The following is a 17673-nucleotide window of genomic DNA, read 5'->3' as shown; positions in this document are numbered from 1 at the left end:
AGGGTATTTGTCAGGAGTGGTTGCAACCGCAAGCGGTCGTTGAAGATTGTTTGCCATCGGCCGGCGGCACCGGGTCGACGCCCCCTTCATTCCAGGGGTGGCAACGGCACAGGCGCTTGGCAGCCAGCAGGCTGCCCTTGGCCGTACCGTGCACGCGCAGCGCTTCCATCGCGTAATGCGAACAGCTCGGATAGAAACGGCAATTCTGTCCCAGCATGGGGCTGATCAGCAACTGATAAGCACGCAGCAGGAACAGCAGCAGGGTTTTCATGGCGCGGATGGTGGTGGCGCAGCAACAGAACGGGCCTGGGCGGCGATTTGCGCCGCGAACAGGCGGCTCAATTCCTCACGCAGCTCGGCTTTGAGCTTGGTCGTGGTGGCCGGGCCATCCTTGCTGTTGACGGCGCGCGACAAACGCACCACGCAGTCGACCGGCGGCATCGCGCTGTTGCGAAACAGCTCGCGCGTGACGCGCTTGATCGTGTTGCGGGTCGCCGCGCGCGGCGCGAAACGCTTGGCCACAACGATGCCCAGCCGCGCATGCGGCAATTGATTGTGTCGGGTGTACAGCACAAAATGCGCTGTTTTTTGCGAAGGGCGCAAACGAAAAACGGATGAAAATTCATCCGTTTTAACGATACGCCGAAAGCGCGCGAAGTCGTGTGAACCTTCGCGTTGATTGCCGACTGGAGTACAGCTAGCCACGCGATCAGCTGTCAACGACAAGCCTAGACGGCCAGACGTTTGCGGCCCTTTGCGCGACGTGCGTTGAGCACATCACGGCCACCACGGGTAGCCATACGAGCGCGGAAGCCGTGCGTACGCTTGCGGCGAACGACGGAAGGTTGGTAAGTACGTTTCATGTTGGTCTCGCTAAAAACAAAAAAAATGCAAAATCGGGTCTGACGTCCCGTCAGTTTTTGGTGCCAATGACAATCGCGCACTTATGCCAAGGCACAAGCTGGCCAATCTCATCGCCCGCTTGAACGCGCACCAAATCGACTACGCGGAGCGATTTGCGGCCTCCGGTGCTCACTGTGCCTTCGCACAGTTGCGCGCCTCAGCCACAACTCATCACCGCTCGCTACGATTTGGTACTGCGTCGTTAATCCACGCTTAGTCCATATTGTCGTTCCAAATGAATAAACACGGAATACGGGCGGGGAACCCTGAATTATTCAGCATATGCCCCCCTCTTGTCAAGGATTGCCGTGATCGCCTGGAAATTTGCGCGCGGCTCCCCACCTGCGCCGCAGGCCGCGCCAGCACTGCCTGTGACGGGATAACCGGGGGATAAGTCGCTTCTTATGCACATGGCGCCCCACCCCGCCACACAAAAATAAGCGTCGTGCCTGTGGATAACTTTGTCAGTCGGGAGTAGAATAGCGCGTTACGTGTGGCGAGCCCTCGCGCGACGCCGGCCTTGCAACACGGTGACCGCAGGGCAGAATCGATACGCCCTCCCACACCTTTTCACATAGACATACATGGATAATTTCTGGCAGGCCTGTTCCGCGCAGTTGGAACTGGAGCTGACACCGCAACAATTCAGTGCGTGGATCAAACCGCTTATCCCTCTCGATTACGAAGAGGGCAAGCTGCGCATTGCTGCGCCCAATCGCTTCAAGCTCGATTGGGTCAAGACCCAGTTCGCCAGCCGCATCACGGCGCTGGCCATACAGTACTTCGAAGCGCCGACGGAAGTGCAGTTCGTGCTCGACCCGCGCCTGGCCCTGCCGAAAAAGCCAGTCACCGCCAGCACCCCGGCCAGCGATCCGAATGGCGGCGCGCCCAGCGCGCGCCCGGCGGAGCCGCAGCCGAGCGTGCCGGAACTGAGCATCGGCGCCGCGCCCCGCCGCGAGCAGAGCCGCATCAACACCGACCTGACCTTCGACAGCTTCGTGACCGGCAAGGCCAACCAGCTGGCGCGCGCCGCCGCCATCCAGGTGGCGAACAATCCGGGCGTGTCGTATAACCCGCTGTTCTTCTACGGCGGCGTCGGCCTCGGTAAAACCCACTTGATCCACGCCATCGGCAATCAGGTGATGGCCGACAATCCGGGCGCGAAGATACGCTACATCCACGCGGAACAGTACGTCCGCGACGTAGTGACCGCTTACCAGCGCAAGGGTTTCGACGATTTCAAGCACTACTATCACTCGCTCGACATGCTGCTGATCGATGATATTCAATTCTTTGGCGGCAAGAGCCGCACGCAGGAAGAGTTTTTCTATGCGTTCGAGGCATTAATTGCTGCGAAGAAACAGATCATCATCACCTCGGATACGTATCCGAAGGAAATCACGGGCATGGACGACCGCCTGATTTCGCGCTTCGACTCGGGCCTGACGGTGGCCATCGAACCGCCGGAACTGGAAATGCGCGTGGCGATTCTGTTGAAAAAAGCCAAGCAGGAAGGCGTGACCTTCTCGGATGACGTGGCCTTCTTTGTCGCCAAGCACTTGCGCTCGAACGTGCGCGAGCTGGAAGGCGCGCTGCGCAAAATTCTGGCGTACTCGCGTTTCCATGGCAAAGACATCACCATCGATATCGTCAAGGAAGCCCTGAAGGACTTGCTGTCGGTGCAGAACCGCCAGATTTCCGTGGAAAACATCCAGAAAACGGTGGCCGACTTCTTCAATATCAAGGTGGCCGACATGTATTCGAAGCGCCGCCCCGCGAATATCGCCCGGCCGCGCCAGATCGCCATGTACCTGGCCAAGGAATTGACACAGAAGAGTCTGCCTGAAATCGGCGAGCTGTTCGGCGGCCGCGACCACACCACGGTGCTGCATGCCGTGCGCAAGATCGCGCTGGACCGCACCAAGAATCCGGAATGCAACCATGAACTGCATGTGCTGGAGCAAACATTGAAAGGCTAAGAACGCCTGACCAAACCTACTGCGCGTCGCGATTCGCGGCCTCCGATGCTCACTGTGCTAAAGCACAGCTCCGCGTCTCGGCCACGACTCACTGCCGCTCGCTACGGTTTTGTCAGGCGTTGCAAGCACGACTGGGCAAGACTGGCTCAAAACGTGCTTTACCCTTATTATCTGGGAGGGCGCCGCAGCCGGTCTGTCGGGGCTCCCTATGGCAAGAATTGTTAAATTAATACGTTAAACGTCGTACTGTTCAACCTATACATTGAGGATAAATATGCAATTGGTCAAAACCACCCGAGATACCCTTCTCCGGCCACTGCAGATCGTGAGCGGTATTGTCGAGCGTCGGCACACTATGCCGATTCTGGCCAATATCCTCATCCGCAAAGACGGTGAAAATGTCTCCTTCCTGTCGACCGACACCGAAGTGCAGATCACCACGCACGCGGAAATCGGTTCCGGCGCGGATGTCACGGGCACCACCGTGGCCGCGCGCAAGCTGCTCGACATCCTGCGCGCCCTGCCCGAATCGGGCGACGTCACGATGACTCTGCTCAACAAGCGCCTGACCGTGCAAACGGGCAAGTCGCGCTTCGCGCTGCAAACCCTGGCAGCGGAAGAGTTTCCAACCGTGCAACAGGCGGAAAGCTACAACGCGTCCGTCACCCTGCCCCAGAAAACGCTGAAGCACCTGTTCAACATGGTGCATTTCTCGATGGCGCAGCAAGACATCCGCTATTACCTGAACGGCTTGCTGCTGGTTCTGGATGGTAATAATGTCATCGCCGTGGCCACCGACGGTCACCGCCTGGCGTTTTGCCAGGTCGCCACCGAGCAGACGTTCGCGCGCCAGGAAGTGATTATCCCGCGCAAGACCATCATCGAACTGCAACGCCTGCTGGAAGAGAACGATGAACCGGTGCAGCTGGACATCGCCGCCAACCAGGTGAAACTGACCTTTGCCGACATCGAGCTGATCTCGAAGCTGGTGGAAGGCAAGTTCCCCGACTACACGCGCGTGATTCCAAAAGGCTACAAGAACGACTTCACCATCGGCCGCGATGAACTGCTGCGCTCGCTGCAACGTGCCGCCATCATGACCAGCGACAAGTTCAAGGGCGTGCGCTGCATCATCACCCCGGGCAGCATGAAGATCAGCTCGACCAATGCGGACCAGGAAGAAGCCGTCGAAGAGCTGGAAATCGACTACGGCGGCGACTCCGTCGACATCGGCTTCAACGTGACGTATCTGCTGGACGTGCTGAACAACCTGAAATGCGAATACGTCAACATCGCGCTGGGCGACTCGAACTCGTCCGCCCTGATCTCCATCCCGGACAATGCCGACTTCAAGTATGTCGTCATGCCGATGCGGATCTAAAGACCACAGCAGTGACGTAGGTCGGATGAGCGCAGCGTCATCCGACATGCTGAGCGCCGTCTGTCGGGTTACGCCGTTCCGGCTAACCCGACCTACGGTCATCAGCCAGCAGCCCCGAATCAATCAGCAATCGTTATTTGAGAAAGCAGTCCATGTCCGAGAATCCACAAGACACCCCGATCCAGGCCAAAACGGAAGAATACGGCGCCTCCTCCATCCAGATCCTGGAAGGCCTGGAAGCCGTACGCAAACGCCCGGGCATGTACATTGGCGACACCTCGGACGGCACCGGCTTGCACCATCTGGTATTCGAAGTGCTGGACAACTCCATCGATGAATCGCTGGCCGGCCACTGCACGGAAATCCACGTCACCATCCACAGCGACAATTCGATCTCGATCACCGACAATGGCCGCGGCGTGCCGACCGGCCTGAAAATGGACGACAAGCACGATCCGAAGCGTTCGGCGGCGGAAATCGTCATGACCGAACTGCACGCCGGCGGCAAGTTCGACCAGAACTCGTATAAAGTCTCGGGCGGTTTGCACGGCGTGGGCGTGTCCTGCGTGAATGGCCTGTCGAAATTGCTGAAATTGACCATCCGCCGCGACGGCAAGGTCCATTACATGGAATTCGTGCGCGGCGTTCCGCAAGACCGCCAGATCGTCATGGTCGGCGACGTCGCCACCTCCCCGATCAAGGTCATCGGCGACACCGACAAACGCGGCACCGACGTGCACTTCTGGGCCGACGAAGAGATTTTCACGCATGTGGAATTCCACTACGAAATCCTGGCCAAGCGCATCCGCGAACTGTCCTTCCTGAACAATGGCGTCAACATCAAGTTGTCCGACCAGCGCACGGGCAAGGAAGAAATCTTCGCTTTCGAAGGCGGCACGCGCGGCTTCGTCGAATACATCAACAAGGCCAAATCGGTCTTGCACCCGACGATTTTCCAGGCTACGGGCGAGCGCCTGTCGGACCAGAATACGAACATCTCGGTCGACGTGTCGATGCAGTGGAACGATGCCTACAATGAACAGGTGTTGTGCTTCACGAATAACATCCCGCAACGCGACGGCGGCACCCACCTGACGGGCCTGCGCGCGGCCATGACGCGCGTGATCAACAAATACATCGATGAACACGAGTTCGCCAAGAAGGCGAAAGTGGAAATCAGCGGCGACGACATGCGCGAAGGCCTGACCTGCGTCTTGTCGGTGAAAGTGCCGGAACCGAAATTCTCGTCGCAGACGAAAGACAAGCTGGTATCGAGCGAAGTGCGCGGTCCTGTCGAAGAGATCGTCGCCAAGACCCTGGCCGATTACCTGCAAGAAAAACCGAACGACGCCAAGATCATTTGCGGCAAGATCGTCGAAGCGGCGCGCGCGCGTGAAGCGGCCCGCAAGGCCCGCGACCTGACGCGCCGCAAAGGCATCATGGATGGCCTGGGCCTGTCGGCCAAGCTGGCCGACTGCCAGGAAAAAGACCCCGCCCTGTGCGAACTGTACATCGTCGAGGGTGACTCGGCAGGCGGCTCGGCAAAACAGGGACGCGACCGAAAGTTCCAGGCGATTCTGCCGCTGCGCGGTAAAGTCTTGAACGTGGAAAAAGCCCGTTTCGAGAAAATGCTGTCGTCGGAGCAGATCACCACCCTGATCGCCACCCTCGGCACCTCGATCGGACCGGACGAATTCAACGTCGAGAAGCTGCGCTACCACCGCATCATCATCATGACCGATGCGGACGTCGACGGCGCCCACATCCGTACCCTGCTGCTGACCCTGTTCTACCGCCAGATGCCGCAACTGGTCGAGCGCGGCCACATCTATATCGCGCAACCGCCGCTGTACAAGGTGAAAGCGGGCCGCGACGAGCGCTATCTGAAAGATGACGCCGAGGAAGCGAGCTACATGATGACGGTGGCGCTGAACACGGCCGTGCTGGTGCCGCGCACAGGCGCGGAAGGCATTTCCGGCGACACCCTGACGGAACTGGTGCGCAAGTTCAACCTGTCGAACACCATCATGACGCGTCTGACGCGCGTCATCGACCGCGCCGCCCTGACGGCCATCATGACGGGCGTGCAGCTGGACCTGTCGACCCTGGACCTGGCCGAAGCTTCCGCCCTGGCCCTGCAGACGGCCATCAACGACAGCGCCGTGAAAGTGCATGTGCGTTCCGACGACTTGTCGGAAAAACACATGCTGCGCATCGAGCGCATGCACCACGGCAACATCAAAGTCAGCGCCATCGACGCCGACTTCGTGCAAGGCCCGGACTACGCCGTGCTGAGCAGCGGCGCCGCCACCTTCGAAGGCCTGATCGGCGAAGGCGCGTTTGTGCGCCGCGGCGAAGGCGAGCGCATGAAGGAAATCGCCGTGGTCGACTTCCACCAGGCCATGCAATGGCTGCGCGACGAAGCCGAACGCACGGTCTCGAAGCAGCGCTACAAAGGTCTGGGCGAAATGAACCCGGACCAGCTGTGGGAAACGACGATGGACCCGACCGTGCGCCGCTTGTTGAAAGTGCAGATCGAAGACGCCATTGCGGCGGACCAAATCTTCACGACCTTGATGGGCGACGACGTGGAACCGCGCCGCGCGTTTATTGAAAATAATGCGCTGCGCGCGGGCAATATCGACGTGTAAGCCAGCTTGTTGGTTTGCGTTGCAACGAAGGCGGCCCTCTCGGGGCCGCTTTTTTTATGCGCGCCAAAGTCCTGCCCTTGCATTGACATGCTTGCCAAAAGCAAGCAATAATCTGCCATAAGCAAGTATATGGGAGGCGTCAGATGCATATGGACCAACTCGGCCAACGCACGGAGATCGTGCGCCGTTTTAATCGTTTTTATACGCGCCAGATTGGCGTGCTGCATGAACACCTGCTGGACAGCGCATTCTCTCTGACGGAAGTGCGCATCCTCTACGAACTGGCGCACCGGGAGCAATTGACCAGTGCGGACCTGTGCCGCGAGCTGGGCTTGAACGCGGGCTATCTGAGCCGGGTGATTGCCGGGTTCGAAAAGCAGGGGCTGATCGCCAAGACGCGCTCGCCGACGGATGCGCGCGCCACGCAATTGCAGCTGACCGAACAGGGACAGCTCACCCTCGCGCCGCTGATCGAGGCATCGCGGCGCGAAGTGGCGGCCATGCTGGAGCGCTTGCCGCCGACGGCGCAGCAGGAGTTGGTCGCGGCCATGGAGCAAATCCAGGGCTTGCTGGGGGAGCCATCGCCCAGCTCATCGCCCAGCTATATCCTGCGCAATCCGCAGCCGGGCGACATGGGCTGGATCATCCACCGGCAAGCCGTGCTGTATGCGCAGGAGTATGGCTGGAACAACGAGTACGAGGCACTCGTTGCCGAGATTCTCGCCAAATTCGTGCGGGAATTCGATCCTGCCCGCGAGCGCTGCTGGATCGCCGAGAAGGACGGCAAGGTGATCGGTTCCGTCTTCATCGTGCGCCAGGATGACACGACGGCCAAGCTGCGCCTGTTGTATGTCGATCCCTGCGCGCGCGGCCTGGGCATCGGCAGCCGCCTGGTCGATGAATGCCTGCGCTTCAGCCGTCAGGTCGGCTACACGAAAATGGTGTTGTGGACCAATAGCATCCTCACCGATGCCCGGCGCATCTACGACAAGGCCGGCTTCCAGCTGGTCGAAGAGGAGGCGCATCACAGCTTTGGCAAGGACCTGGTTGGCCAGGTGCTGGCACGCGAGCTGTGACGCCCCTCGCCGCCGCGCCGCCGTACGCCACTGTGGCGGCGGCAGTACACTGGCCGCCGTTTTCCTCGCCCGGATCACCACTGCCCCCAAGAAACCAGTACACTAGTTCCTGAGCGCAACTAATTTTGTACGCGCGTCATGCCGCCTGCCGTTGCCGGGAGGCGCCCCTGCCGCAAGGCGTATTGTCTCTGGACAAATGCAATGTTCACTTCGCGCAGCATGTCGCCTGCCTTCTATTACCTGTTCTTTTCAGGAGAACGGGAGCAGCAGCAGCGCTTTTTCAAGGAACTGCATTTCATTTCGATAGCCATCCTGACGTTTGGCCTGGCTTGCTGGCTGGTCACGTTCAGCCTGACCCTGCCGCGCGCGTCGCTCGATCATGCGCAGGCGGCGCTGGGCGTGACGGGCATGCTGGCCGGGCTGCTGCTGACCGTGTATGCGAAGTCCTTGCAGGCGATTATCACCAGCGGCACCATCAGCGTGCTGTTCATCGCTTTCGGCTTTCGCGTGCTGATGCTGGGCACGGAAGACCCCGCTTTCTGGGTATTGCCGCTGGGCGTGATGATCACGCTGACGACGGCGCCCATCTTCAGCGGCATCGCGTATTACCTGGGCGTGTCGCTGTGCGTGTGGGCCATCCTGGGGCTGGGGCAGTTTCCCGTGCATGCGGGGCAGGCCGACCAGCATTGGCCCGTGCTGGCCGTCACCATCAGCGTGATCATCGGCCTGGCGCTGAACATCTATTTTCTCGTCTTGCGCATCCATAACTACCGCGCCCAGCGCGAGCTGGCGACGATGGCCTACAAGGATGGCTTGACCGGACTCAATAACCGGCGCATGTTCACGCAAAGCGCGCGCGCCTTGCAGCGCACGGCGCGCACGCCCGCGTATTTCCTGATGATCGACATCGACGACTTCAAGCAGATCAATGACGTGCATGGCCATGACGTGGGAGACGAAGTGCTGAAAAGGATCGCCGAGGTGATCGCTGGGCTGTCGGGCGATCACCTGTGCGGCCGCCTGGGCGGCGAGGAATTTGCCGTCATCTACGTGGGCGAAAAGAACGCGGCCTGCGCCTTTGCCGCGCAGCTGGTCGATGCGGTCGAGGCGGCTTTCGTGCCGGAACGCAAGGTGTCCGTCAGCATCGGCATGGCGGAACTGATCAAGGAAGCGGACTTGTCGCACAGCTACCGGCGCGCCGATGAATCCTTGTACCAGGCCAAGAAAAACGGCAAGAACCGCTACGTGTTCAACGCCGCCTGAATACCGCCGTCCGGTGTCGCGTCGAGCAGCGCCAGCAAGGCTTGCGGCGCGATCTTCCACGGCTCGCGCTGCTCGGGGTCCACCTCGTACCAGCTGTCCTGCGCGCCGATCTTGAGGATGGTCAAGGGAATGTCCTTGCTCTCAAAGAAGGCCAGCATGCGGCGGATCAAACGGCTCACCTTGGCGTGGTCTTCCTGGTACAAAGAACAGGTATAGAAGCAGCCCTTCTCTCCCATGCGCAATTTCCTGGCCGCGCCGACACGCGATTGGAGCACGTACTTGTGCAAGAACTCGGTCACGACTTCATCGTCGACTGGCATACTGCAGGAAATGGTGATCTTGGCCATGGCAAGCGGGACAGTGATTCAATAGACTAGCTTAGCAGAAAGCTTTTCATTCCTGAAATGCTAAGATCGCGGCGCGCGCATGCCGGCAAGCCGACCGGCCAGGCGTCTCGACAAGGATTGCCATTGAACATCCCAGGAAAATTCACTCTGCGCATGCTATCGCTGTGCGCCGCCCTGTACCTGCCGCTTGCCAGCATGGCTCAAGCCGTTTCCGCCGAAGACGCCGCCTTCGCGGCCGCCACCGTGCCCGTCTCCGTGCCATCGCCGCCGCTCAGCCTGAACGAGCATCCGCAAATCCGCGCCGGCGTCTTCAAGCTGCTCGGTTATGCGCGCGCCAACTACACGCAGGGCGATACCCTGATCGCGCTCCAGGTACTCGACAGCATGCGTTCGCTGCCAGACATCCAGCGCACCATGCTGCCCGACGGGCGTTCCGTGCTGGCGTCCATCAACCCCGACACACACGGCGCGCAGCGCGCCGCCATGCTGTTCGATCCGCAACGCAAGCTGTTGGCCCTGGGCCTCGTCAACGGTCATTGCCAGGCCGCCATCGGCGATGCCTTGCCCGCCTGCCTGCCGTCCACCCACGCCATCTTGACGGTATTCGTGCCGCCAGGCGCGGAGGACGAGATGGCCGCGCCGCCGCTCGTGTGGGCGCGGCAACTGCCGCCCATGCTGGCGCAGGCTGCGCCGGAACAGCGGCAAAGCATTGCTGCGGTGGAATACATCACCACTCTTCCCGGCCAGCCCGGCTGGGAGCCGCGCGACGTGCCGCCCGGCTTTCCCCCCAGCTTGCTGCACCTGTTGCTGCCGGACGCGGAATTGAATAGCAGCGCCAGCGGCGGCAAGCTCATCGCACCGGCAGGCCTCGCCGGTTTGCCCATGCGCACGCCTACGGAAGCGGCCGAGGCCGGCGACGAGCCCATGCCCGATGCCAGCATCACCCTGCGCAGCTATGCCGATTTCCACTGGGTGCTCAACACCTATGCCAAGCTGGCCAAGGGCGCGCAAGTGCAGGGCCATGACGACAAGGTCGTGTTCACGGGCAGCGATACGAGCGGCCGCTACACGGTGACCTTGCGCGAACCGGGCAAGAAAGACAGCGTGCTCATCACGGTGGCCATCTGGCGGAAAAATTAAGGAAGGCGAACAGGGAAAGCATTGCCATTACGCACAAGAGCATGGCATTTTGGCATTTTGCGGTATGATTTCCGGCCGTGCGGCGCGGCCTCATCCCTGCCTTGCCCACCCTGCCCTTCAAGCCAGCCACGCTTGCGTCGCATCCTGCCCTAAGGAATTCATATGTTCGGTTTTAACTTGCGTGTTGCCAAGATGGTGTGGACGGCGTTCCTCATCGCCTTCCTGCTCTTTCTCACCTACAAGGTCTCGTCGACCCTGATCGTGGTGGTCTTTGCCATTTTCTTCAGCTACCTCGTGTATCCGCTGATCGGACTGCTGGAGCGCCATGGCCCGAAACGCCTGCCGCGCACAGCCGCCATCGGCATCGTCTTCCTCGTGGTGATCTTGCTGGTGGCGGTGCTGGGGTCCATCTTCGGGTCGCGCATCGAGGAAGAGGCGATCAAGCTCAGCGATCAGCTGCCGACCTTGCTCAAGGGGAATAATTTTGCCGAACGCATCCCATTGCCCGAATTCATGGAACCGTTGCGCGCGCGCCTGCTGTCCTTCATGCAGACGCAGCTGAGCAGCGGTACGGGACAAGCCATGCCGCTGGCGAAGGAACTGGGCTTGACCGTCATGCATGCGGCCAGCAACCTGATCTATCTGGTGCTGGTGCCCGTGCTGAGCTTTTTGCTGATCAAGGAAGGCCCGGACATGCGCGACGGCTTGCTGTCCCTGTTGAACCGCCCCAACAAGAAACTCTGGGGCGCCATCATCGATGACCTCGACATCCTGCTGTCGCGCTATGTACGCGCCCTGCTGCTGTTGTCGATCGCCACGTTTGTCTCCTACAGCATCGCCTTTTCCCTGATGGGCGTGCCGTACAGCCTGCTGCTGGCCGGCGCGGCCGCCCTGCTGGAATTCATCCCGTTTGCCGGTCCGCTGGCGGCGGCCGTCATCGCCGTGGTCGTGGCCGGTTTCAGCGGCTTCGAGCACGTGTTCTGGCTGATCGGCTTTATCGCCGCCTACCGTTTGTTCCAGGATTACGTGGTCAACCCGTATTTGATGAGCGAAGGCGTGGAAGTGAGCCCGCTGATGGTCATCGTCGGCTTGCTGGCCGGCGACCAGTTGGGTGGCGTGGTCGGCATCTTCCTGTCCGTGCCCGTGATGGCGGCCATCAAGATCGTCTTCGTGCGCGCGCGCGCGGCCTTGCAGGCGCGCCATGATGCACTGGAAAAAGCGGAACAGGCGGCAGAGGAAGCGCGCGCCCAGGCCTTGGCCGAGGCGGCGCTATTGCAGGAACAGGGCAGCAAGGCGGCCCTGGAACCTCGCTAAGTTAGAACTCTTCCCATTCGCCGCTGCTGTCTGCAGCGGGCTTGGCAGCACGTGGCTGGGCCGGAGCGGCTGCCGAGGCAGTACGGCTTGGCGTCAGGCGCAACGCCGGGCGTTTCAAGGCCGTGCTGGCGGCGGCCACGACAGGCTTGCGCAAGGCAGGCTTGGCCGCTGCCGGGCCGCTGTGGTTGGCGTCGAGTTTAAAAATGCTGACCATCTCGGCCAGCGCCGCCGCCTGCTCCTGCATCGACTCCGAGGCGGCTGCCGCTTCTTCCACCAGCGCCGCATTCTGTTGCGTCACGGTATCCATTTCCGCCACGGCTTGATTGATCTGGCCGATGCCCAGTTCCTGCTCGCGGCCGGCGGCGCTGATTTCGCCCATGATGTCCGTCACGCGGCGGATGCTGGAGACGATCTCATCCATCGTCGTGCCCGTCTGGCTGACCAGCGCGCTGCCGGCGCCCACGTTCTGTACCGATGCTTCGATCAGCATCTTGATGTCCTTGGCGGCGGAAGCCGAGCGGTGCGCCAGGTTGCGCACTTCCGTGGCGACGACGGCAAAGCCACGGCCTTGCTCGCCGGCGCGGGCCGCTTCCACGGCCGCGTTCAGGGCCAGGATGTTGGTCTGGAAGGCAATGCCGTCGATCACGCCGATGATGTCGGCGATCTTTTTCGACGACTCGCTGATGGTGCCCATGGTATCGACCACTTGCGCCACCAGTGCGCCGCCTTTCACCGCCACGTCCGAGGCGGAGACGGCCAGCTGGTTGGCCTGGCGCGCATTGTCCGAGTTCTGCTTGACGGTCGAGGTCAGCTCTTCCAGCGACGAGGCCGTTTCTTCCAGGCTCGACGCCTGCTGCTCCGTGCGGCTCGACAGATCCAGGTTGCCCGAGGCGATTTCATTGCTGGCCGTGGCGATGGCGCCGCTGCCGTCGCGCACGCCGCGCACGGTGGTCGACAGGCGTTCCTGCATTTTCTGCAAGCCCGTCAGCAAGGCGCCCATCTCGTCGTGGCGCGTGATGACGATGTCGTTGGCCAGGTTGCCGTCGGAAATGGCGCCGAAATGGCGCAGGGCCTGGTCCAGCGGGCCAAAGATGGCGCGCAGCAGCAAGATGCTGGAAATAATCGTCAGCAAGGCGCCCACGATCATGCCGCCGATGGCCATGGTCACCTGGGTGCGGAAGCTGGACTGGCTATCCGCATACATCTTCGCGGCCGAACTGGCCTGGTATTGCGTCAAGGTTTCGGCAGCCTGGTCCAGGGTGCGGTACAGCGGCGTCAGCCCTTTCATCATCAAACCATCCGCTTGCGCGATGTTGCCTTCACGCAAAGCCTTGCTCATGGTCAGCACGCCATTGTTCATGTAATCGCTGCGCTTCTTGTCCATGTCGTCGGACAGGCGCTTTTCTTCCGCGCTTTGCGGCAAGGCCAGGTACACCTTCCACGACTTGTTGGACGCTTCCAGAAATTGTTCCGCGCGGGCCAGGGTATCCTTGGCATCGGGCGCATCCGGATGCACCATCACGCGGTCCATCGTGAACCGCGCGCGGCCCAGGGCAATTTGCGATTCGCCGATCGCTTGCGTCGAGGCCAGCTGATTGCTGTAGACCTCGTTGAGGCTGTTGTTGGCCGATTTCAGGCTGATGATGCTCATCACGCCCAGCAAGGCGATCAACACGCCCAGCACACTCATGGTAGCGATCAGACGCATCTTTATTGTTATATTCGACAGCATGCAGTTTTCCTTGGTAAGGGCGCGACCGTGCCACCGCCTGCCGGACGAGATAGCGGCAAACGCCAGATGGGCGGATCACGTGAATTGTTCAGGACAGGTCGATACGGCGTGTGCGGCGGCAGGGGGGAAGGCGGCCCGCGCATATCGTCAGGAGTGCAAGACAGGGCAACGAGGTCGAGGTTTCCTGTACTTTTAATTTCCTGACTGCAAGATACAGGGAAAGATTACCAGTAGCAACATCCGTCTGGAATTTTCACGCTTTGTAACAAGCGGATGATGTTTTTTGCGCAGAACTGGCATTCCGCTGACGTGCGCGGTCGCGCGGGAATGCCATTTATGCTAGCCATCTAGTTAATACATGGTTTCTTCGATGAGCTGGCCATCGTCGCGAAAATACTGAAACCGGCCCGTTTTCCTGCCCATGTTGTAGGCGCCGATCTGCTTCGGTTTTCCGTTCTGGAAATTCTCGATATTGACGCCATGCAGCACGCCCTTGTGCCAGTTGCGGTGAAATTGCGGCAGTTCGCCATCGGGATACAACAGGGTTTCCGCACCATCGCGCTTGCCGTCGACAAAGCTGCCCTGGTAACGCCGCTTGCCGTCCGGATAAAAACTTTCCATCGTGCCATCGAGGACACCGAGGCGGTAATGTTCGACCAGTTCCAGCCGGCCATCGGCCGCATACTGCTCCAGCTTGCCATCGGGTTTGCCATTGAGCATGGTCAACACTTGCCAGCCGCCGTCCGGCGTCGATTTCTTCCATGGCCCCTGTTTGATGTCATCGGCATAGTTGCCGCCACCGCCAGGTTCCACCCACTGTCCCTGCTTCTTGCCATTCAAATAACTACCCTGCCATTGCACCACGCCACCGGCGCGGCGCTCGCTGGGGCCGTCCAGACGGTCTTTTACGAAATGGTCGTAACCGGTGTAGCTGTGCATGTCCGCTGCGCGCCATTCCTCCACGCCCGGGCGCACTTCCCAGCGCCCTGTGCGCTGGCCCCGCTGCATCATGCCCGTGGTGGTCTCGTCGCCGCTTGCATATGTCCACGGCCCCTCGGCCTTGTCGTCGACAAAAGCGCCAGACGAGCGAATGGTATTGGGCTCTTCGTAATGCCATACGCCGGTGCGCTTGCCCTGCGCATACAGGCCGCGGGCAAACACGCTGCCCACGCAGCAATTGACGTCGTACTCGATGAATGGCCCGTCCTGGCTGCCAGCAAAGCGTTGCGGCTGCGTTTCCCAGGCGATCCATTTGATGTGATAACTGGGCGCGAAGCCCCCTTCCCAGCCCTTTCCCAGCAGATACGTGACGGTCAGATAATGGCCATCCTTTTCCTGGTACGTCTTTTTATAGGCAAACGCGGGGGCGTCGGCTGGCTTGCCGGGCAATAATTCACCGTCGATATTGAAATAGCCGGCCAGCTTGCCATGCGCATGCTCGATGGCGTCAAACCCGGCCACGCCCGTGGGCGCGTAGGCGATGCTGTAGTCGATCAACTGCAAGGAGGCCAGCGCGGCGCGCACCTGCGCCTCGTCCATGGTTGTTGCGCCGCGCACGATGGCGTCCAGCGCGGGCTGCAAGGCCGGCACCTTGAACATCTTGCCTCCGCTGCGCCCGTAGCGGTAGGCATGCAAGCCGTAGGCTGCGCCACTGTTAGCACTGCGGCTGAGCACGAACGTGGTTTCACCCTCGCTGTCGAGATCCAGCTGGAACACGGCCTCGATGCTGGCCTGGCCGTACTTGTCCAGGTTCATGCGTTTTTCACTGATGCCGTTGCACTGGCAATAGTAGCCGTTGACCTCGCCATTTTCCCGCAGGAAGGCCAGCACCACGCCGCCGTCGCGGCGCTCGACCGCGCTGGCGAAGGCCATGGGCATACCCTCATAAAAACGCGGCGCGGCCTGCGCTGGCGCCATGGTGCCCCAGGCCAGCGCCATGGCCATCGTGCTCATCCAAAATGTGTACCGCATGTCAACTCCACTGCCGAAAGCCGCCATTATGCATGGCCATCAGGCAAGACCGGACACCCCAGGACGCCGGCCAAACAGCGGCCGCTGCACCGTCTGCGCCAGCAGCACGCCTAGCAGCGAGATGCCGCCGCCGACCAGGTGATAGAGATGCATGCTTTCATGCAGCCAGACGATGGCCAGCAAGGCCGTCAGCAGGGGCAGCAGATTGACGTAGATGCTGCAGCGGTTCGGTCCCAGCAATTTGACGCCCTCGATCCACAGGTAGGACAGCACGATGGATGAGCCGATGCCCGCATAGCCGATCAGGGGCAAGGTGGTGGCGTCCAGCCGGGCGCTACCGGGCGGCAGCAGCAGGAACAGCGGCAGCATGCACACCAGGGCCGCCAGCGCCTGGCAATAAATAGCTTGCCAGGCGGGAATGGACAGACGCCAGCGGCGCAGCAGCACGCCGTACAGGGCAAAGCTCAGGCAGGCCAGCAGCATCAGCGCGTCGCCCGCATGCACGCCCTGCTGCAGCAAGGCCAGCACGTCGCCGCGCCCCACCAGGTACAGCAAGCCGCCGAACGACAGCACGCCGCCGGCCGCCATGCCGACCGTCAATCGCTCGCCCAGCAGCAGCACGCTGAGCAGGGCCGTCATCAGGGGCGCGAGCGCCGTGACGATGGCCATATTCGTCGCCGTCGTCGATTCGGCGGCCCGGTAGGACAGGCTCTGGAACAGCGCCATCGACATCAGGCCGCACAGGGCCAGCTGCCACCACTGGCGGCGGATGGCGGCGCGGTTGCGCCACAGGGGGAGAATGATAAACGGCGTCATCACCAGCAAGACCAGCACCAGCCGATAAAACGTGATGGCCGTGGGGGCGATGCTGGACGCGGCCAGCTTCGAGACGACGACGTTGCCGGCCCACAGCAGCATGGCGAGAAACGGATACAGATAGGCGCGCACAGGCATGCGTAGCTCCAGGAATAGTTGCGGGAAACCATCATGCCGCAGGCGCGGCTCGCCTTCTCGCGCTAAGATGTCCATACCTATCGCAAAACTGACCTGCTTTCATGGATTGTTCCTCCCCCGCCTTTCAGGAATTGCTGCCCGTCACGGCACGCGCCATGGCGCTGGCCGTCGACTATGCGCATGGCCACGTGATTTCCGTGCACCGTCACACGCATGCGCAATTGCTGTATGCCATCGAAGGCGTGATGACCATCGAGGCGCAGGGCGGGCGCTGGGTGGTGCCGCCCACGCGCGGCGTATGGCTGCAGCCCGGCATCGCGCATCGGGTGCGCATGAGCGGCGCCGTGAAAATGCGCACGGTGTTCGTCAACTGCGCCAATTCTCCATTGCTGCCTGGCCACAGCTGCGTGCTCGACATCAGCCCCCTGCTGCGGCAACTGATCGTGGCCGCCGTCGACATCGCGCCCGATTTTACGGAAGGCAGCCGCGACTGGCATCTGCTGCAATTGCTGTTGCACGAACTCGGCAGCCTGCCTGTGCTGCCCCTGTATCTGCCCTTGCCTGCGGACGCGCGCCTGCGCGGCATTTGCGCGCGGCTGATGGAGCAACCGGGCGAGCAGCTGACGGTGGCGCACTGGGCGCAGGAACTGGCGATCACCGAGCGCAGCCTGCACCGCTTGTTCCAGAAGCAGACGGGCATGCGCTTCGGCCAGTGGCGCCAGCAGGCGCGGCTGCTGCGGGCGCTGGAGCAATTGGCGCGCGGCGGCAAGGTCATCGACGTGGCCATGGACAACGGCTACACGAGCCAAAGCGCGTTTGCCGCCATGTTCAAAAAGCATTTCGGCACCACGCCGACGGCGTTTTACCAGGCAAAAGTCATCGCGGCATAAAAAAAATGCTGCTATGCATCAATAATCATGGGCGATCGCCGCCGGGCTTGTTATCATCGCAAGCCTTATCGC

15 protein-coding genes are annotated in these 17673 nt (G+C 61.2%); 8 read left to right on the top strand and 7 right to left on the bottom strand.

What is annotated here, in order from left to right; genetic code table 11:
* Window positions 1–10: 10 nt before the first annotated feature.
* Genes yidD through rpmH form a run of 3 tightly spaced genes read right to left on the bottom strand, consistent with a single transcriptional unit; the run spans window position 11 to window position 863 of the window.
* Complete coding sequence (gene yidD / locus CSQ95_RS24410; RefSeq protein WP_034754335.1) at window positions 11–271, bottom strand: membrane protein insertion efficiency factor YidD; 261 nt, start codon at window positions 269–271, stop codon at window positions 11–13.
* Entirely contained in the window at window positions 268–720 is a 453-nt protein-coding gene (rnpA, locus tag CSQ95_RS24405) for a ribonuclease P protein component (protein ID WP_257218203.1), read from the bottom strand. The genes yidD and rnpA overlap by 4 nt, the downstream gene beginning before the upstream one ends.
* A gap of 8 nt (window positions 721–728) precedes the next feature.
* Window positions 729–863, bottom strand: a complete 135-nt coding sequence (rpmH, locus tag CSQ95_RS24400; RefSeq protein WP_010401996.1) for a 50S ribosomal protein L34 — start codon at window positions 861–863, stop codon at window positions 729–731.
* Between the two features lie 624 nt (window positions 864–1487).
* Here rpmH and dnaA point away from each other — a divergent pair.
* From dnaA to CSQ95_RS24375, 5 genes are all read left to right on the top strand, one after another.
* Window positions 1488–2882 carry a chromosomal replication initiator protein DnaA gene (gene dnaA / locus CSQ95_RS24395; RefSeq protein ID WP_070224767.1) on the top strand — a complete coding sequence of 465 codons (1395 nt, stop codon included), beginning with the start codon at window positions 1488–1490 and terminating at the stop codon, window positions 2880–2882.
* 274 nt (window positions 2883–3156) lie between these two features.
* Window positions 3157–4263: a DNA polymerase III subunit beta gene (gene dnaN, locus CSQ95_RS24390; RefSeq protein ID WP_034754341.1), complete on the top strand. Its 1107-nt coding sequence runs from the start codon at window positions 3157–3159 to the stop codon at window positions 4261–4263.
* 152 nt (window positions 4264–4415) lie between these two features.
* Window positions 4416–6914 (top strand): DNA topoisomerase (ATP-hydrolyzing) subunit B, encoded by a 2499-nt coding sequence (gene gyrB, locus CSQ95_RS24385; RefSeq protein WP_070224768.1) that lies wholly within the window; start codon window positions 4416–4418, stop codon window positions 6912–6914.
* A gap of 149 nt (window positions 6915–7063) precedes the next feature.
* Complete coding sequence (locus CSQ95_RS24380; protein ID WP_099411363.1) at window positions 7064–7990, top strand: helix-turn-helix domain-containing GNAT family N-acetyltransferase; 927 nt, start codon at window positions 7064–7066, stop codon at window positions 7988–7990.
* Between the two features lie 201 nt (window positions 7991–8191).
* Window positions 8192–9253 carry a GGDEF domain-containing protein gene (locus CSQ95_RS24375; protein WP_180279149.1) on the top strand — a complete coding sequence of 354 codons (1062 nt, stop codon included), beginning with the start codon at window positions 8192–8194 and terminating at the stop codon, window positions 9251–9253.
* Here CSQ95_RS24375 and CSQ95_RS24370 read toward each other — a convergent pair.
* Entirely contained in the window at window positions 9232–9600 is a 369-nt protein-coding gene (locus tag CSQ95_RS24370; protein ID WP_099411361.1) for a hypothetical protein, read from the bottom strand. The genes CSQ95_RS24375 and CSQ95_RS24370 overlap by 22 nt on opposite strands.
* A gap of 123 nt (window positions 9601–9723) precedes the next feature.
* On the opposite strand from CSQ95_RS24370, the gene CSQ95_RS24365 reads away from it, so the two are divergent.
* Together CSQ95_RS24365 and CSQ95_RS24360 are read left to right on the top strand one after the other, a co-directional pair.
* Window positions 9724–10740, top strand: a complete 1017-nt coding sequence (locus CSQ95_RS24365) for a hypothetical protein (RefSeq protein WP_180279148.1) — start codon at window positions 9724–9726, stop codon at window positions 10738–10740.
* A 162-nt stretch (window positions 10741–10902) separates the two neighbouring features.
* On the top strand, window positions 10903–12054 hold the full coding sequence (locus CSQ95_RS24360) for an AI-2E family transporter (protein WP_099411359.1): 1152 nt from the start codon (window positions 10903–10905) through the stop codon (window positions 12052–12054).
* Window position 12055: 1 nt separating this feature from the next.
* Here the strand turns inward: CSQ95_RS24360 and CSQ95_RS24355 are convergent, their stop codons facing one another.
* The 3 genes from CSQ95_RS24355 to CSQ95_RS24345 form a co-directional block, all read right to left on the bottom strand.
* Complete coding sequence (locus CSQ95_RS24355) at window positions 12056–13786, bottom strand: methyl-accepting chemotaxis protein (protein ID WP_099411358.1); 1731 nt, start codon at window positions 13784–13786, stop codon at window positions 12056–12058.
* 351 nt (window positions 13787–14137) lie between these two features.
* Window positions 14138–15757 (bottom strand): toxin-antitoxin system YwqK family antitoxin, encoded by a 1620-nt coding sequence (locus CSQ95_RS24350; RefSeq protein ID WP_180279147.1) that lies wholly within the window; start codon window positions 15755–15757, stop codon window positions 14138–14140.
* Window positions 15758–15796: 39 nt separating this feature from the next.
* Window positions 15797–16711, bottom strand: coding sequence for a DMT family transporter (locus tag CSQ95_RS24345; RefSeq protein WP_099411356.1), 915 nt, complete (start codon window positions 16709–16711; stop codon window positions 15797–15799).
* Window positions 16712–16812: 101 nt separating this feature from the next.
* Here CSQ95_RS24345 and CSQ95_RS24340 point away from each other — a divergent pair, with 101 nt between their 5' ends.
* Entirely contained in the window at window positions 16813–17601 is a 789-nt protein-coding gene (locus CSQ95_RS24340; protein WP_099411355.1) for a helix-turn-helix transcriptional regulator, read from the top strand.
* Window positions 17602–17673 lie beyond the last annotated feature (72 nt).

This window comes from Janthinobacterium sp. BJB304 (assembly GCF_002735765.1).
Lineage (GTDB): Bacteria > Pseudomonadota > Gammaproteobacteria > Burkholderiales > Burkholderiaceae_D > Janthinobacterium.
The sequence above is the reverse complement of the archived record's forward strand: the minus strand, read 5'-3'. Positions and strand labels throughout refer to the sequence as shown.

Coding starts and splice junctions, on each gene's coding strand:
- yidD (WP_034754335.1), bottom strand. CDS start 271: ATGAAAACCCTGCTGCTGTTCCTGCTGCGTGCTTATCAGTTGCTGATC.
- rpmH (WP_010401996.1), bottom strand. CDS start 863: ATGAAACGTACTTACCAACCTTCCGTCGTTCGCCGCAAGCGTACGCAC.
- dnaA (WP_070224767.1), top strand. CDS start 1,488: ATGGATAATTTCTGGCAGGCCTGTTCCGCGCAGTTGGAACTGGAGCTG.
- dnaN (WP_034754341.1), top strand. CDS start 3,157: ATGCAATTGGTCAAAACCACCCGAGATACCCTTCTCCGGCCACTGCAG.
- gyrB (WP_070224768.1), top strand. CDS start 4,416: ATGTCCGAGAATCCACAAGACACCCCGATCCAGGCCAAAACGGAAGAA.
- CSQ95_RS24380 (WP_099411363.1), top strand. CDS start 7,064: ATGGACCAACTCGGCCAACGCACGGAGATCGTGCGCCGTTTTAATCGT.
- CSQ95_RS24375 (WP_180279149.1), top strand. CDS start 8,192: ATGTTCACTTCGCGCAGCATGTCGCCTGCCTTCTATTACCTGTTCTTT.
- CSQ95_RS24370 (WP_099411361.1), bottom strand. CDS start 9,600: ATGGCCAAGATCACCATTTCCTGCAGTATGCCAGTCGACGATGAAGTC.
- CSQ95_RS24360 (WP_099411359.1), top strand. CDS start 10,903: ATGTTCGGTTTTAACTTGCGTGTTGCCAAGATGGTGTGGACGGCGTTC.
- CSQ95_RS24355 (WP_099411358.1), bottom strand. CDS start 13,786: ATGCTGTCGAATATAACAATAAAGATGCGTCTGATCGCTACCATGAGT.
- CSQ95_RS24350 (WP_180279147.1), bottom strand. CDS start 15,757: ATGCGGTACACATTTTGGATGAGCACGATGGCCATGGCGCTGGCCTGG.
- CSQ95_RS24345 (WP_099411356.1), bottom strand. CDS start 16,711: ATGCCTGTGCGCGCCTATCTGTATCCGTTTCTCGCCATGCTGCTGTGG.
- CSQ95_RS24340 (WP_099411355.1), top strand. CDS start 16,813: ATGGATTGTTCCTCCCCCGCCTTTCAGGAATTGCTGCCCGTCACGGCA.